The organism is Pseudomonadota bacterium (genome assembly GCA_018817425.1).
Classification (GTDB): domain Bacteria; phylum Desulfobacterota; class Desulfobacteria; order Desulfobacterales; family RPRI01; genus RPRI01.
This window is the reverse complement of the sequence record JAHITX010000073.1, coordinates 1-16,035: the sequence shown is the minus strand read 5'-3', so window position 1 is coordinate 16,035 and position 16,035 is coordinate 1. Positions and strand designations below refer to the sequence as shown.

15 protein-coding genes are annotated in these 16,035 nt (G+C 38.5%); 12 read left to right on the top strand and 3 right to left on the bottom strand.

Translation table 11 applies throughout. From position 1 onward, the window contains the following. The first annotated feature begins 169 nt into the window (after positions 1-169). The 4 genes from coaE to KKC46_12425 all read left to right on the top strand — a co-directional run bounded on the left by coaE (position 170) and on the right by KKC46_12425 (position 4,161). Positions 170-775 (top strand): dephospho-CoA kinase, encoded by a 606-nt coding sequence (gene coaE / locus KKC46_12440; protein MBU1054614.1) that lies wholly within the window; start codon positions 170-172, stop codon positions 773-775. A 22-nt stretch (positions 776-797) separates the two neighbouring features. Then, positions 798-1,667, top strand: coding sequence for a radical SAM protein (locus tag KKC46_12435; GenBank protein MBU1054613.1), 870 nt, complete (start codon positions 798-800; stop codon positions 1,665-1,667). A 172-nt stretch (positions 1,668-1,839) separates the two neighbouring features. After that, the gene (tkt, locus tag KKC46_12430) at positions 1,840-3,861 is read left to right on the top strand and encodes a transketolase (GenBank protein MBU1054612.1); all 2,022 of its coding nucleotides are present in this window, start codon (positions 1,840-1,842) and stop codon (positions 3,859-3,861) included. Between the two features lie 18 nt (positions 3,862-3,879). Further along, positions 3,880-4,161: a TMEM165/GDT1 family protein gene (locus tag KKC46_12425; GenBank protein ID MBU1054611.1), complete on the top strand. Its 282-nt coding sequence runs from the start codon at positions 3,880-3,882 to the stop codon at positions 4,159-4,161. On the opposite strand, the gene tpx is transcribed toward KKC46_12425, so the two are convergent. Genes tpx through KKC46_12410 form a run of 3 tightly spaced genes read right to left on the bottom strand, consistent with a single transcriptional unit; the run spans position 4,162 to position 5,865 of the window. Beyond that, complete coding sequence (gene tpx / locus KKC46_12420; protein ID MBU1054610.1) at positions 4,162-4,677, bottom strand: thiol peroxidase; 516 nt, start codon at positions 4,675-4,677, stop codon at positions 4,162-4,164. A gap of 29 nt (positions 4,678-4,706) precedes the next feature. Further along, entirely contained in the window at positions 4,707-5,024 is a 318-nt protein-coding gene (locus KKC46_12415; GenBank protein MBU1054609.1) for a YhbY family RNA-binding protein, read from the bottom strand. Positions 5,025-5,034: 10 nt separating this feature from the next. Next, positions 5,035-5,865, bottom strand: a complete 831-nt coding sequence (locus KKC46_12410; protein ID MBU1054608.1) for a hypothetical protein — start codon at positions 5,863-5,865, stop codon at positions 5,035-5,037. 238 nt (positions 5,866-6,103) lie between these two features. Here KKC46_12410 and KKC46_12405 point away from each other — a divergent pair, with 238 nt between their 5' ends. The 8 genes from KKC46_12405 to KKC46_12370 all read left to right on the top strand — a co-directional run bounded on the left by KKC46_12405 (position 6,104) and on the right by KKC46_12370 (position 15,895). After that, positions 6,104-7,165, top strand: coding sequence for a FecR family protein (locus KKC46_12405; GenBank protein ID MBU1054607.1), 1,062 nt, complete (start codon positions 6,104-6,106; stop codon positions 7,163-7,165). A gap of 10 nt (positions 7,166-7,175) precedes the next feature. Continuing rightward, positions 7,176-8,738 carry an apolipoprotein N-acyltransferase gene (gene lnt, locus KKC46_12400; GenBank protein ID MBU1054606.1) on the top strand — a complete coding sequence of 521 codons (1,563 nt, stop codon included), beginning with the start codon at positions 7,176-7,178 and terminating at the stop codon, positions 8,736-8,738. A gap of 15 nt (positions 8,739-8,753) precedes the next feature. Then, a protein-coding gene (prfB, locus tag KKC46_12395) for a peptide chain release factor 2 (protein ID MBU1054605.1) occupies positions 8,754-9,852 on the top strand; the annotation gives its coding sequence in 2 pieces (ribosomal slippage) (positions 8,754-8,813 and positions 8,815-9,852; 1,098 coding nt in all). 28 nt (positions 9,853-9,880) lie between these two features. Further along, positions 9,881-10,426: an HD domain-containing protein gene (locus KKC46_12390; protein ID MBU1054604.1), complete on the top strand. Its 546-nt coding sequence runs from the start codon at positions 9,881-9,883 to the stop codon at positions 10,424-10,426. A gap of 3 nt (positions 10,427-10,429) precedes the next feature. Next, positions 10,430-12,040, top strand: coding sequence for a thiamine-phosphate kinase (gene thiL / locus KKC46_12385; protein MBU1054603.1), 1,611 nt, complete (start codon positions 10,430-10,432; stop codon positions 12,038-12,040). After that, positions 12,037-12,852, top strand: a complete 816-nt coding sequence (thiD, locus tag KKC46_12380; GenBank protein MBU1054602.1) for a bifunctional hydroxymethylpyrimidine kinase/phosphomethylpyrimidine kinase — start codon at positions 12,037-12,039, stop codon at positions 12,850-12,852. The genes thiL and thiD overlap by 4 nt, the downstream gene beginning before the upstream one ends. Before the next feature lie 322 nt (positions 12,853-13,174). Next, positions 13,175-15,274, top strand: a complete 2,100-nt coding sequence (locus KKC46_12375; protein MBU1054601.1) for a TonB-dependent receptor — start codon at positions 13,175-13,177, stop codon at positions 15,272-15,274. Between the two features lie 21 nt (positions 15,275-15,295). Then, the gene (locus tag KKC46_12370) at positions 15,296-15,895 is read left to right on the top strand and encodes a YfiR family protein (GenBank protein MBU1054600.1); all 600 of its coding nucleotides are present in this window, start codon (positions 15,296-15,298) and stop codon (positions 15,893-15,895) included. Positions 15,896-16,035: the final 140 nt, after the last annotated feature.

The following is a 16,035-nucleotide window of genomic DNA, read 5'->3' as shown; positions in this document are numbered from 1 at the left end:
GCCACTTTCAAAACGTTTCAGTTTGGTCAAGCTCAAGGCGGGCGAAAATTTCAACCACAGGAATACATTGAGTATTTCGAGGATTGAAATTTGAGCCCAACGCAGAGATCGGCCAAAATGGGGCGTTTTGAAACTGGCTCGCCTAACATTTTTTAAACAGGAGAGCCACATTTTGATTACAGCCGGACTAACAGGCGGGATAGCAACAGGCAAAAGCACAGTATCCTCTTTTTTAAAAGAAGCAGGCGCAATAATCATAGATGCGGATATTATTGCAAAAGAAGCCGTTATAAAAAACAGTCCGGCCTGGCATGAAATAGTTAAAACGTTTGGCAAAGAAGTACTTCTTGCCGATGGGGAAATAAACAGAACTTATCTTGGCGACATTATTTTCAAGGACCATAGCAAAAAAGAGGTCTTGAATAAAATTGTGCATCCATATGTTTCAAAAAAAATGTTTGAAATGGTGGAAGAAATCAGGCGATCATCTCCTGATTCGGTAGCAATCCTTGATATTCCACTTCTTGTCGAGTCAGGAACGTATAAAAGTTTTGAAGATGTGATCCTTGTTTATATACCTGAAAAAATCCAATTAAAAAGGCTTATGGAAAGAGACTCAATTTCCGAAACAGATGCAATGTATAAGATTCGTTCTCAGATGCCGATTGAAGAAAAGAAACAGCATGCCACCATAGTAATTGATAACAGCAAAAGCATTGGGGTTACAAAGCAAAAAGCAATGGAAGTATTTAATTACCTGAAAGATAAAAAATAAAAGACTCAGGAGAAAATAGCATATGAATTATGAAGGAAATATTATAAGGCCGCCAAGCGAGGCAAACAGTATTCTGATTCAGGTTACGGTGGGATGCTCCAGAAATAAATGCACTTTTTGCGGCACTTATACGGGAGAGCGTTTTAAAATAAAACCCGATTCCATTATTATGGAGGATATAGCGTTTGCGGCAAAATACTGTAAACGCCAGCTGCGTGTTTTTTTATGCGATGGGGATGTTCTTATAATACCTCAGAAAAGACTTGTTAAAATCCTTACCGAAATAAAAAAGCAGCTCCCCTGGGTTGTAAGGGTCGGCTCATATGCCAATGCCAAAAGCCTTAATTCAAAAACCCCTGATCAGCTTAAGGAACTCAAAGCTCTTGGTTTAGGCATTTTATATATGGGGCTTGAATCAGGTGATGATGTTACTCTGGAAAATATTAAAAAGGGTGCCTCTTCAGAACATATGATAGAAATGGGCAAAAAAGCCAAAGAGGCCGGATTTAAACTTTCAATTACCGTTCTTCTGGGAATAGCTGGAAGAGAGCGTTCTATTATTCACGCAAAAGAAACCGGAAGAGTGCTTTCTGCAATCAGCCCTGAATATATGGGAGCACTGAGTCTTATGCTGATACCCGGAACCCCTTTGCACGACGATTATGAATCCGGTAAATTTGAGCTTATTACTCCGCTTGAAATGTTAAAAGAACTGCGGGCAATGATAGAGGCCACAAATGTTTCAAAAGGCCAGTTCCATGCCAATCATGCTTCAAACTATCTGTCGATACGAGCAAGGTTGCCAAGAGACAAGGAGTCTACATTAGCTCAGATCGATAAGGCCCTTTCCGGCAAAATTTCATTAAGACCTGAATATCTTAGGGCAATGTAAAAAAAATATACCGGATGGCTGCTAACTTCCTGACAATTAAATTGATTTTATCAGACTTCAATAAATCCTTGCGTATGTTTTAAAACAGGTATAACAAATTCCATCAAAATAATATAAATCGACTTTAAAAAATATGATGGATTTGCAAAAAAGTTGAATAAGGAGAAAAACCATGGGTAATGATACGCCTGAAAACCAAAAGAATATAGATCAACTTTGTATAAACACTATACGGGCACTTGCAATGGATGCAATTCAGAAGGCCAATTCCGGGCATCCTGGCGCTCCTATGGGCCTTGCGCCTTTAGCTTATACGCTCTGGACTCGCATATTAAAACATAATCCGGCAAATCCTGCATGGTTCAACAGAGACAGGTTTATACTTTCCGGCGGGCATGCATCCATGCTTCTTTACAGCATGTTGTATCTGACAGGCTATGACCTTTCACTCGATGACATTAAAAATTTCAGGCAATGGCAAAGTAAAACTCCCGGGCACCCGGAATACGGGCATACATCCGGTGTTGAGACAACCACAGGACCTCTGGGCCAGGGATTTGCCAATGCAGTTGGTATGGCAATGGCAGAAAGACACACTGCAGCCTGTTATAACACCCAGGAGAGTGAAATTATAGATCACCACACATTTGTGGTTTGCGGCGATGGAGACCTTATGGAAGGAATCACTTCAGAAGCCGCTTCTCTTGCAGGACATCTCGGCCTCTCAAAACTCATATGCATTTATGATGACAATAAGATATCGATAGAAGGAACAACAGCTATCGCATTCACCGAAGATGTAGGCGCAAGATTCAAAGCCTATAACTGGCATGTACAAAAAGTTGAAGACGGAAATGATGTTGATGCAATCTTAAAAGCTCTTAAAAAAGCAAAAGCCGAAAAGAATAAACCTTCTTTAATAATGCTGCGTACCCACATAGCTTATGGTAGCCCAAACAAGCAGGATACTCCCGATGCTCATGGAGCACCTTTGGGCGAAGAAGAAATCAAGCTTACCAAGAAAAACCTGGGTTGTCCCGATGATACCCCTTTTTGCGTAACTGATCAGGCACTTGAGTTTTGCCGCAAATGTATTGATAAAGGTAAAAAAGCCGAGAAAAAATGGCAAAGACAATTCAAATCATATGAAAATGATTCTCCTGATCTTGCAGCCGGATTAAAAGATGCGATAAACGGCAATTTACCCGAAGGCTGGGAGAGCGGACTTCCTTCTTTTTCAAGTACGGATAAGGCAATTGCTACCAGATCGGCATCAGGCAAGGTCTTAAACGCAATTGCCCAGAAAGTAACTAATCTTATAGGAGGATCAGCCGACCTGGCCCCTTCAAACAATACTATTATAAAAGAATCATTTGATTTTCAAAAAGGCAGCTATAATGGCCGTAATATTCGTTTCGGGGTTAGAGAACATGCTATGGGCGCTATACTATCCGGTTTGGCTCTTCACGGAGGAATAAAGCCTTTTGGCGGAACCTTTCTCGTATTTTCCGATTATATGCGCCCATCAATTCGCCTTGCAGCTTTGATGAAAATACCGGTAATATATGTATTTACACACGACAGCATAGCTGTTGGAGAAGACGGCCCAACGCATCAACCTGTCGAACATACTGCAAGCTTACGCGCCATTTCGGGATTAACGGTTATCAGACCCTGCGATGCCAATGAAACAAAAGAAGCCTGGCGCTTTGCAATTAAAAACACACAAGGACCGGTTGCACTCATTCTTAGCCGCCAGAATCTTCCTATAATAGAAAGAACTGAATCCAATTCCGAAAGCCTTCTTGAAAACGGCGCATATGTTATTTACGACTCAATGCAAACGCCGGCAATAATACTTATTGCTACAGGCTCTGAAGTTCATATAGCAATTGAAGCGGCAAAAACCCTTGAGCAAAAAGGAATTTCTGCTAGAGTAATAAGCATGCCAAGCACAGAGCTTTTTGAAAAAGCGAGCGAAGAATATAAAGAAAAAGTTCTTCCACAGGATATTTCGAATCGAATTGTGGTTGAAGCTGGAATTACCATGGGATGGGAGCGTTATGCCGGAGATAAGGGAGAAATAATAGGGATTACCGGATACGGAGCTTCAGCGCCTGGCGGCACACTGATGAAAAATTATGGTTTCACTACAGACAATATAGTACAAAGAGCTGAGAAAATACTAAAATAAGGATATATCTTTATGTTTATGGATTACAAGATATTGGCAACCACCTTTATGATGGTGTTTCTTGCGGAACTTGGAGACAAAACACAGCTTGCAACATTTTGTCTAAGCGCTGAAAATAATTCAAAGCTTTCCGTATTTTTAGGTTCTGCCGGCGCTCTTGTTTTAAGTTCACTTATAGCGGTTCTATGCGGAACCGCTATAAGCAGGTTAATCCCTGTAAACTACATTAAAATAGCAGCGGGTGTTTTTTTTATCGTGGTAGGTGCATGGACTATTTATAGCGTGGTAAAAGTTACATGATCATATGAGTTCGGTTACGGCTTTGATAACGGCAGCGTAATCGGGCTCATCTGCAATTTCTTTTACAAGCTGAATATAGCGAATAATCCCCTGTTTATCTACTACAAAAACAGCCCTTGCAAGCAGCCTCATCTCTTTTATCAAAACACCGTATGCTTGACCAAAAGAAGCATTCATATGATCAGAAAGAGTAATAACCTTGTCCACTTCGGCAACCCCGATCCAACGTTTCTGGGCAAACGGAAGATCCATGCTTATTGTTAAAATTACAACATCATTGCTAAGTTTGGCGGCTTCAGTATTAAACCGCCTGGTTTCCATATCGCAAACGGGAGTATCAAGAGAAGGAACTGATGAGATAATACAAACCTTTCCTGAAAAAGATGATAATCCTTTAGCTTTCATGTCATTATCGGTCACTTCAAAATCCGGCGCTTTATCTCCGACTTTCAAACTTGCACCAACAAGAGTCAATGGATTTTTCTTCATTGTTACCAATCCGGTTCTTTCCTGCATTTTGGCCTCCTTGCTTATATGGTGAGTATTTAATCTTCTTTCATAGGAATTATAATTACTCTCTTTTCCGGATCTTTATTCTGCCTGTAAAACGTTGCAATATGCCCAATAATACCTGCAAGTTCGCATTCAGCCATTTTTTCGATTTCAGACGATATTTCCTCTTTCATAGCCTTTTCTTTAAAATCAAGAAACTTAACTTTTATAAGTTCGTGTACTTCAAGAGCATCGGAAACCGATTTTACCAAAGATTCCGTTAATCCCTTTTGACCTACAAAAACATACGGCTTAAGCTTGTGTGCAAGGCCTCTTAAATATTTTTTCTGGTATCCTTTTAGTTTTTTCAAAAGCATCCTTTCATTTCTCTACTTTTATGGAAATTGTAAAATTTGATTCTTTATCATTTCCGCCACTTGCAAAAAAAGTTTGCAATACTTCATTTTGTTTTTTGTCTGCACCACCTACTGTAACCCACTTGCCCAAAGGCATATCCAAAGAAGTGGCTGCCTCGCTATATCTGATTATGCCTCCATGTTTGCCTCTATGATGATCAGCATCTGATATTCTCGGAACAATTTTTACATAGGCCCGATCACCTCTTATTATCGGGGTTATTTCAAAACCGGTTTCAACATTTTCATAAACAACCGTGTCCATTGCAACAGGGTGCCTTTTGTTAAGGTTTACCCATCTTTCACGGTAAGGAACCCTTTGGCCGGTTACAATATAAGCCGGACTTCCCGAAGCAGTTCTTACGAAATATTGCCTGCCGGTGCTTTTTCTTTTGTTACTATCTTTTAAACGAACATCCACCCCATCAGATTTTTGGCCTGAAGAGATTTTCCAGTTTTTCCCATGCACACCACCTTTTACTGCAACAGCCCTGTTTTCATCGATTTCATTTTCATTAAATCTTATAGTTATTTTCGCCTGCTCAATTGCTTTGTCAAATTTTTTCATTACCTGAAGAATTCTTGCAACCGATTCCTCGCTGTCTTTTACAACAAGAGAATTTGTCCGCTGATCCATAGTTACTAAACCATCTTGCGTAAGCAGATTTTCAACTATCATAAGAGCATCATCTGCACTGCGATAATGAATCTGTATTATTTCAACCGTATCTGCAAAGCATACGCAGTAACTAAAAAACCATAATATTACGATTTTTAAAAAGGATATTGTTTTCATATAAATCCTTTCGAAATCTTTTTGCACATCTTGAAAACACAACTGCGGTTTTAATTGAATTATCTCTTTTTTAAAGGTATATGGCAACTATAGATTAAAGACACGGCTGCTTCAAGGATGTTTTTTGTTCTCAACTTAACCTTGACATAAAAAGAACTCATGGTAATATGCATTAAAATTGTAGCCCAACTAATTGTTATGCTTCATTCTCTTAAATAATATTTGCTGGAGAAGGATCATGCCTAAAACGAATCCATTTTCAAAAACTGTCAAATACAGCTTTTTATATATAATAGCACTATCAATATTATGCAGTGTTTTCTGCCCGAAATTTTTATACGCTGAAAGCATCCCTCAGAATAAAATTATTATTAAAGATAAATTTATCCCTGCTCCAGGGCCTTCAATCGGAAAGGTGCTTTATGTAAAACCCAATGTTATTATAATTCATTCCGATAAAAGATGCGGATACAAAGCCAAAAAAAATCTCCCCCTTTTTTCCGGAGACAGGCTTATCACGCAGGATACAGGGCGTATTGAAATCGCTTTAAACGATGGAAGCACTTTGATTCTTTCTCCTAAAACAGATATGGAATTATCTGAAAATGTTTATGACCATCAAAAGAAGATAAGATCCTCATTGATAAATATGTATCTTGGAAAAGCTCGTTTTCTCGTTACAAAACTTGTAAAATTCAGACTGTCTGCTTTTAAAGTCAGGACAGCAACAGCTATAGCCGGGGTGCGGGGTTCTGATTTTGTTATTACAGCATCTCCCGTTTCTACAGAAATAGCGGCCCTGGCAAAAACAAGCCTTGAAGTTACAAGCACAAAGTCTCCGTATAAAATCACCTTTCTTTCCGATTTCGAGAAGGTATCTGTTGAAAAAGATGCCCTGCCATCTTCGGTCGAAAAAATTCCGGCAGAAGAAATTGACCAAATTTTGAAGGAATTTCAGCCATCACCAGGTTCCAACATATCCGAAGGAAGTGCTATTATTAACAACCTTTCAGGAAAAGGTCTGACAAACATTGCTATAGGAAAAGGAAGCGAAGCTAACCTTGGCACTGTAAAAATAAAAGGCTCCAATATCAAAGGTGCGATAATCAATGACGCATCAGGTTCAAATATGACAAATATTGCTATAGGAAAAGACAGCAAAGCAAATCTTGGTTCGGTAACAGTTGAAAATTCAGATGTAAAAGGCGCAATAGTGAATAAAAGCAAGGGAACAAATGTTACTAATATCGCCGCAGGAACCGATGCAGAAGCAAACACAAGTTCAGTCATAATTGAATAAGAATAACCGCTTGAACAAATCCGGCATTAAAATTATACTTACTGTAATAAGCGGCATACTCCTTACTGCTTCTTTCCCCAGGATAGATTTATCATGGCTTGCCTGGCTTGCTCTTGTTCCCCTTCTTGCAGCAATAAACAATCTTGGATTTAAGCAAAGCTTTAAGCTGGGACTGTTAACCGGCCTGGTGCATTATATCACGCTGCTTTACTGGCTTTCGTATACAATGGGAACATACGGACATCTTCCCCCATACCTTTGCCTTCCAATACTTTTTATTTTTTCTTTATACCTTTCCCTTTACATAGCTTTGTTTTCAGGATTGGCAACAAAGTTGATTAACAAACCGGCTTACCTTTTTATTTTAATCCCTGCTTTATGGGTTTGCATTGAATACATCAGATCCAATCTTTTTACGGGTTTTCCCTGGGAACTTATCGCATATTCACAATATAAGTCATTGCACATTATACAGGTTGCAGATATATTAGGATCATATGGAGTGTCTTTCCTGATAACCTTATCCAATACAGCGGTTTTTGTTCTGTTTCTGTTTCTGGCTAAAATAAAATGGCAGGAACAAAGGATATCTTTAAAAGATGTTGCAATATCAATGCTTGTATTTATATTTGTTTTCGCTGGATGCTGGTATTATGGAAAAGAGCGGATAAATGAAATTGATAAAATCGCATCGGATTCTGAAAAAATCAGGGTATCTGTAATACAGGGTAATATAAAGCAAACTGAAAAATGGGACCCAGCATTTCAGCTATCAACTATAAAAAAATATAAAAATTTATCCAGCTCTGTTAAGTCCGATAAACCCGATCTTGTTGTATGGCCCGAAACAGCAGCTCCTTTTTACTTTATTTACGATACGGGTTTGACGAAAATTGTGCAAGATGTTGTTTCTGAAACAAAAACCAATTTTTTGATAGGTAGTCCCTCTTTTATCAGAAAAACGGACAAAATTGAATATTATAATACTGCGTACCTACTTGGTCCTGATGGAAATGTAACCGGCAAATATAACAAGTCACACCTTGTACCGTTTGGTGAATATGTGCCTTTAAAAAAATGGCTTCCCTTTATAGGAAAAATTGTAGAAAATGTGGGCGATTTTTGTTCAGGCAAAAAAGGAAGCACAGTAAGTTTAAACGGTAATAACCTCGGCGTGCTTATATGTTATGAGCTTATTTTTCCTTATCTTGCAAGGGAACAAGTAAAAAACGGAGCAGGGTTGCTTGTAAATATTACAAATGACGCATGGTACGGAACAACAAGTGCGCCATATCAGCATTTTTCAATGGCTGTGTTCAGAGCCGTTGAAAACAGGCGCTCATTAGCAAGGGCGGCTAATACCGGAATAAGCGGATTTATTGACCCTGTGGGCAGAATAATTGATTCTACCAATCTTTTTGAAGATGACGCCATGACAAAAACCGTTCCTGTATTAACCGGAAAAACTTTTTACACGAATTACGGAGATTTATTTGCATTTGCCTGTGTGGCAATAGTAATATCATTTTTTATGATAATATTATTAAAGAATAAACAGCATCGAAACCAATAGATAGGAGAAAATAAAATGTCTTATGAAATTAAACAAAGCTTAAAGGATATCAGTCTGAAATTAGAAGAATTAAAGTACTATCTTTGACTTAGATAACAAGGAAAAAAGATTAAACGAAATAGAATTTTTAATATCAAAAGATAATTTCTGGGAAAATCATGATAAGGCAACCCCCCTTCTTAAGGAAAGAAGACTTCTTTCCGGTAAGGTGGAAAGTTTTAAAAGCCTTGTCAAAGATTTGGAAGAAAGTGAAATACTTCATAATCTCGCAATAGAAGAGTCCGATTCCAAAACCATTGAAGAAGTTTCCGGCCTGATCCGAACTCTTAAGGCAAAAATAAAAGATTTATCCCTTACCCTCATGTTAGACGGTGAAGACGACCCGAATAACGCCATTGTTTCCATAAATGCCGGTGCAGGCGGAACCGAAGCTCAGGACTGGGCTGAAAAACTCTTTAGAATGTATACAAGATGGGTTGAACAAAAAGATTTCAAGTTTAACCTTATAGATTTTCAGCCGGGCGATGAAGCCGGAATAAAAAGCGTAACCTTCACTGTTGAAGGAGAATATGCTTACGGATACCTTAAAACGGAAAAAGGCGTACACAGACTTGTCAGAATTTCTCCTTATAATGCAAACGGAAAGAGACATACTTCTTTTGCTTCAGTTTTTGTATATCCGGAACTTGACAATGACATAGAAATTGATATCGACGAAAAAGACATACGGATAGATATATTCAGGGCAAGCGGTGCCGGCGGTCAGCATGTCAATAAAACAAGCAGTGCTATCCGAATAACCCATATGCCAACTGGCATAGTTGTTCAATGCCAGCAGGAAAGATCTCAGCATAAAAACAAGGATATGGCAATGAGCGTTTTAAAATCGCGCCTGTACCAGCTTGAAAAACAGAAACAGGATGATAAGATGCAAGAGATCCATGACAGTAAAGAAGAAATTGCATGGGGAAGCCAGATCAGATCATATGTACTTCATCCTTATCAGTTGATAAAAGATCACAGAACAAATCTTGAAACAGGAAATACAGCCGCTGTTCTTGACGGGGCAATTGATCCTTTTATAGAAGGTGTTCTTCTTTCCCGGAAAACATAAACGGATTTAAATGCTACAAAAAACCTTAATTAACCCGATAGACATAATCAGTAATTATTACGATCCTGATTCGAGATTGTTTTATATTCTTATGCAACATAATGAACATGTATTACAGAAAGCCCTTGATGCAGCATCTAAAGTACCACATCTTAAACCGGATCTGGATTTTATAAAAGAAGCGGCTCTTTTACATGACATAGGAATTATTAAAACGGATGCGCCAAACCTTGGCTGCTTCGGCAAACACCCTTATATACAGCACGGTGATCTTGGCCGCATGATTCTTGAAAATATCGGTCTTTTCAGGCACGCTCTTGTCTGTGACAGGCATATGGGAGTTGGAATGTCAAAAGAAGAAATTGCAAAAAACGGACTTTTGCTTCCTGCGCGCGATATGATTCCTTTATCAATCGAGGAACAGATCGTATCTTTTGCCGACAAGTTTTTCACAAAAAATTGGGAACAAATTGTCATAAAAAATCCCACCGACAAGATAATTGATCAGCTTGAATCATACGGTGGAACAGGTTACTCGGAAAAATTCAAATCATGGTTGGAAATGTTCGGATAATATATGTTTTGTGAACATCTTAAAAAAGCTCTTCGCTTTTATTTTATTACAGACGATTCGTCTCCAACGCTTAATCCATTGGAACAGACACATATCGCAATAAGAGCAGGAGCCGGTATTATCCAGTACAGGAATAAATTTTTTTCTTCCGTTTATTATGACGAAGCAAAAGCAATAAGAGATATTTGCAGATGCAACTGTGTTTTCTTTATCGTAAATGACAATATACTTCTTGCAAAACTTTTAAAAGCAGACGGAGTCCACCTTGGCCAGAATGATGAACCTGCTCCTGCTGCAAGAAGAATTCTCGGTTCAAATGCTATTATCGGGATATCAGTTTCAAACACGTACGAACTTTATAAAACCAATCTATCGGAGTGCGATTATATAGGAACCGGGCCTGTTTTTGCCACAAGTACTAAAAAAGACGCAAAAAAGGCTACCGGGCTTTCAGGTCTAAAATCCGTAACAGAACAATCGCCTGTTCCCGTTGTAGCAATTGGAGGAATAGATGATTTTTCAGCCCCCTCTTGTTTTGATAACGGGGCTGCAGGTGTTGCTGTTATCAGCTCTGTTTCAAGAGCTTTTGATCCTATGCAAAACGCTTTAAAACTTGGAGCAGCCTGCTCTTCTTCTCCGCGCTCCTTTATTGAAAGCCCATGGAGTACAGAATCAGAGCCTGGTGAATTTGGGCTTATTGAAAAACTTATAAAAGCCATACCGGTAAATTCAAAAATGTTAGTTTCCCCCGGTGATGATGCATGTCTTTTAACTTCTCTTTCAAATCCTGTAATTACTACTGATACGCAAAGAGAAGGGGTACATTTCAGTCTAAACTGGCAGACTCCGGAAGAAATCGGAATCAAAGCAGTTGAAGTTACGTTAAGCGATCTTGCAGCAAGTTATGCAAGGCCTGTATCACTTTTCATCAATCTTTGTCTTCCCGCTTATGTTTCGGGCAGCATGATAGAAGAAATATATAAAGGTGCGCTTAACACTTTGAATAAATATGATTGCGCCCTTGCTGGAGGAAATGTTTCGTCGGGAAGCGAACTTGCTCTTGATCTTTTTGCAGTAGGTGAGGCAAGTGTTGATATTTTCCCTAAACGTTCAAATGCTAAACCGGGATACGGACTTTACTGCACCGGCCCTTTAGGCCTTGCCAGTGCCGGACTTGAATTATTAAAAAATAACGACCCGGCTTTTTCCGATCTTGTTTCAAAATTCAAGTTTCCTAAAGTTAGATTTGATGCAGCTCAAATTCTTGCAGAGGCAAAAATCGACTGTGTTATGGATATAAGCGACGGGCTTTCCGGTGATGCCGGTCATATTGCAAAAGCATCGGGTGTAACAATAGAACTTGATCTTAAATCATGCCCTGTTTCTTCTTCTCTTTTATCCTATTGCCAAAAATATGAAAAGAACCCGAAAGAATTAATAGCAAACGGCGGAGAAGATTACGAACTTCTTTTTGCTTGTCATCCTGATATCTACAAATCAATAGCAGATAAACTTAATACTTCTTTTCAGGTGGGAACTTGTCTTTTATTTAATGGAAAGCATATTCTAAGCCCTTTTAAAACTGGCTCATTCCAGCATGGGAGAAAATCATGAATACAGCCTTAACAATAGCAGGCTCAGACCCTTGTGGTGGTGCAGGAATACAGGCCGATCTTAAAACTTTTTCTGCTCATGGAGTTTACGGCACAAGCGTGATAACTGCCGTAACAGTGCAAAATACTCTAAAAGTTTATAGCGTGCAGGAGATAAACCCCAATATAGTATATGACCAGATTATATATCTTTTTGATGATATACATATTGATGCAGTTAAAATCGGAATGGTTTCAAGCATAGAACTTATCGAAACAATCGCTGCCGCATTAAAAAAAGTTAAAGCTTTAGCAATTGTTCTTGATCCTGTTATGATTTCAAAAAGCGGATACAGTCTTTTAAACACCGATGCCGCAAATGCTCTTGTAAAAAATTTATTCCCACTTGCAGAAGTAGTAACTCCAAATATTTTTGAAGCCCAAGCTCTTACAAAAAGTAAAATATCAACAGTAGAAGATATGAAAAATGCAGCAGCAAAAATACTAAATTCCGGTGCAAAAAAAGTAGTTGTTAAAGGCGGGCATCTTGAAAAAGAACAGGCAACAGATATACTATTTGATGGAAACACCTATACGGAATTAACTTCCAGGCGGATAGAAACAAAAAATACTCACGGAACCGGCTGCACCTTTTCTTCGGCAATAGCATCAAACATTGCTAAAGGCATGGGCTTTAAAGAAGCTGTTTCAGATGCAAAAATATACATAACCAAAGCTATACAACATTCAATAAATATCGGGCATGGTCATGGCCCGGTAGGTCACTTTTTCAATTTTACGTCAAATTTCCCCGCTAAAGCGTCAACCAGATGACACTTTTATCCTAAGCTTTATGCCAAGAACAAATGAAAATTATATTGTATATGCAAATTTAAACTAATTTTATTTTATATTTTAATTGCTTATAACAAATAATATTGTTGGCACATTATGTGCTCATCACCTCTATTTATAAATAGATCTCAATTGATAGTGCCGTAAAAAATCCATCCCGTCATGCCGAGCTTGATCTGACACCAATAACTTATTTAATTAACTGGATATAGGCTATGATCGCTATGATAAAAACTGGCATTTTACGTCTTAATATGAATTAGTTTGTTTGTTTTTGTTTGGAAGAAAAAAAGTATGGGATATGCAAAATAACAGCCTTATTATAAATAATATTTCAAAATATGTAAATATCTCCTTAATTATTAAATTAATCGGGGTATTACTATTTATTTCTTTAACTTTCCTGCCTGGCGTGGCATGGGTAAGTATATGCAATGCCGAATCAATATCCACCGCTGACCTGACAGAGCTAAGTATCAGGGAACTAATGGAAATTGAAATTGAAATTACCACAGCTTCCAGAAAAAGTCAGACAATTGCAAATACAGCCGCTGCCGCTTTTGTAATCACACAGGAAGATATCAGACGCTCCGGCGTGACCAGTATTCCCGAAGCCCTGCGCATGGTTCCCGGATTGCAGGTTGCCCGAATAGACGCAAACAAGTGGGCCATATCATCTCGCGGATTTAACAGTCGCGTTTCCAATAAGCTGCTTGTGCTTATGGATGGACGAACGCTTTACTCCCCTCTTTACACTACTGTTTTCTGGGATATCCAGGATACCCTTCTTGAAGATATTGACAGAATAGAAGTAATACGAGGGCCCGGCGCAGCTTTATGGGGCGCAAATGCAGTAAACGGAGTTATAAATATCATCACCAAAAACACTAAAGATACAACTGGCGGGCTTATAAGCGTGGGAGCCGGAAAAGAGGAAAGAGGGTTTGGTAGTTTTCGTTTCGGCGATACGCTTGGTAAAAATGCATACTACCGCATCTTTGGCAAATATGCCGACAGGGATGAATCCAAATATTCATCGGGACATGATGCAGCGGATGACTGGGATATTTATACTTTAGGATTTCGAACGGATTGGAATCCAACAGAAACTGATTCCGTTATGTTTCAGGCAAATAATTCCAGTGCGGATAGTGGCGCGGCAACAACTGTCCCAAGTTTGACACCACCCTATTCAACAGCTCTAGTAGAAGATAATAACAATGAAGGCATAAACTTTCTTACAAGATGGCAACGTATTTTATCGAATACATCGGACATGATTCTTCAGTTATATTATGACAGAACAAAACAAAGTCTGTCTATAATCGGCGAAACAAGAAATACATATGATCTGGATTTTCAACACCGGTTTTCCCCATTAAAAGACCATGAAATTATATGGGGGCTCGGGTACCGGCTTACAAACGATAAGATAAAGCCTTCCTACTCTGTACATATTGATCAGAAAAGTCGCACCGATGATCTTTTCAGTGCGTTTGTACAGGATGATATAAAAATATTTGAAGATTCTATGAGGTTAACTATTGGTGCCAAGTTTGAATACAAAGACTATATAGGTTTTGAATTCCAGCCCAATATACGTGCACTATGGACACCTGATAAACAAAACTCAATATGGGCGGCATTTTCAAGGGCAGTGAGAACACCTTCAAGAGGTGAAAGAAATGCGCGGGTTGATTTTTTTGTACTACCTCCAGGTATTCCTCCAAACTCATCAGGGCTCCCCATACTTATATCAAATATCCCCAATGATAAACTCAAACCCGAGATACTATATGCCTATGAAATAGGCTACCGGAATCAGATAAGTGACTCAATTTCAATGGATATCACAGCTTTCTATAATATATATAATGATCTTAGATCAACCGATGCGGATTATACGGCTGTATTTTTTGAATCTGATCCTCTTCCGCCTCATCTTGTAGCGCCCATATCGCTTGGCAACGATGCTCATGGACATACTTATGGCATAGAAGTATATGGAGAATGGCAACCAATTGCATGGTGGAAGATCAAACCGGCTTATTCCTTTTTGCATATTAACATTACAAAATCTCCAAGTAACTTTTCTATTGAATCACTTGATAAGGCGGCACCAAGGCATCAGATATCCTTAAGATCAAATATGGATCTTCCCATGAATCTGGAGCTTGACCTGTGGCTTCGTTATATTGACGATCTGCCGGTTATAAATATTGATGGATATTGCATGATGGATGCCCGCTTAGGGTGGAAGCCCACTCAAAATCTTGAATTATCTCTTGCTGGACAAAATATTTTTGACAACCAGCACAAGGAGTTTAATGACTCAGTTCTGAATTTAGTTTCTACCGAGGTGGAACGTACAATTTATTTTAAGGTTACATGGCATTTTTAACAGCATACATATTATAATTAAATGATTATACATAATCAAAACAAATATTATAAGGTATTTACAGCTAATAAGGTTACAAAATATATCCTCTGGGTAATCCTTATTCTGATGATATCCGTATCGATTCCTTCGTCATTGACTTATGCATCGGAATCTTTAAATACGGAATCCAAACTAAAGGCGGCATTTATTTATAATTTTGCCAAATTTGTCGACTGGCCTGCCACAGAAAGTAAAGATACCTCATCCCAACCGTTTGTAATAGGCGTACTGGGCCGTGATCCCATAATTGAAAAACTTCTAACTATTGAGGGAAAACTCATAAAAGGCAGGAAACTGTCTGTCAGAACATTATCTGACATTAAAGAGATAAATGACTGTCAGGTTGTTTTCATAAGCACTTCAGAGAAAAATAATCTTATCGGTATCTTAAATGCCATCAAAAATAAAGAAGTACTTACTGTAAGTGATATAAAAAATTTTGTGGATGAAGGTGGAAACATAGGATTTGTAAGGGTAGAAAATAAAATACGTTTTGATATTAACTTAAAAACAGCCGAAAAATCTAATCTGAAAATCAGGTCTGATCTTTTGTCGCTTGCAAGAAGAATTATAAATTGAGAGAGCCACTTTCAAAACGTTTCAGTTTGGTCAAGCTCAAGGCGGGCGAAAATTTCAACCACAGGAATACATTTAGTATTTCGAGGATTGAAATTTGAGCCCAACGCAGAGATCGGCCAAAATGGGGCGTTTTGAAACTG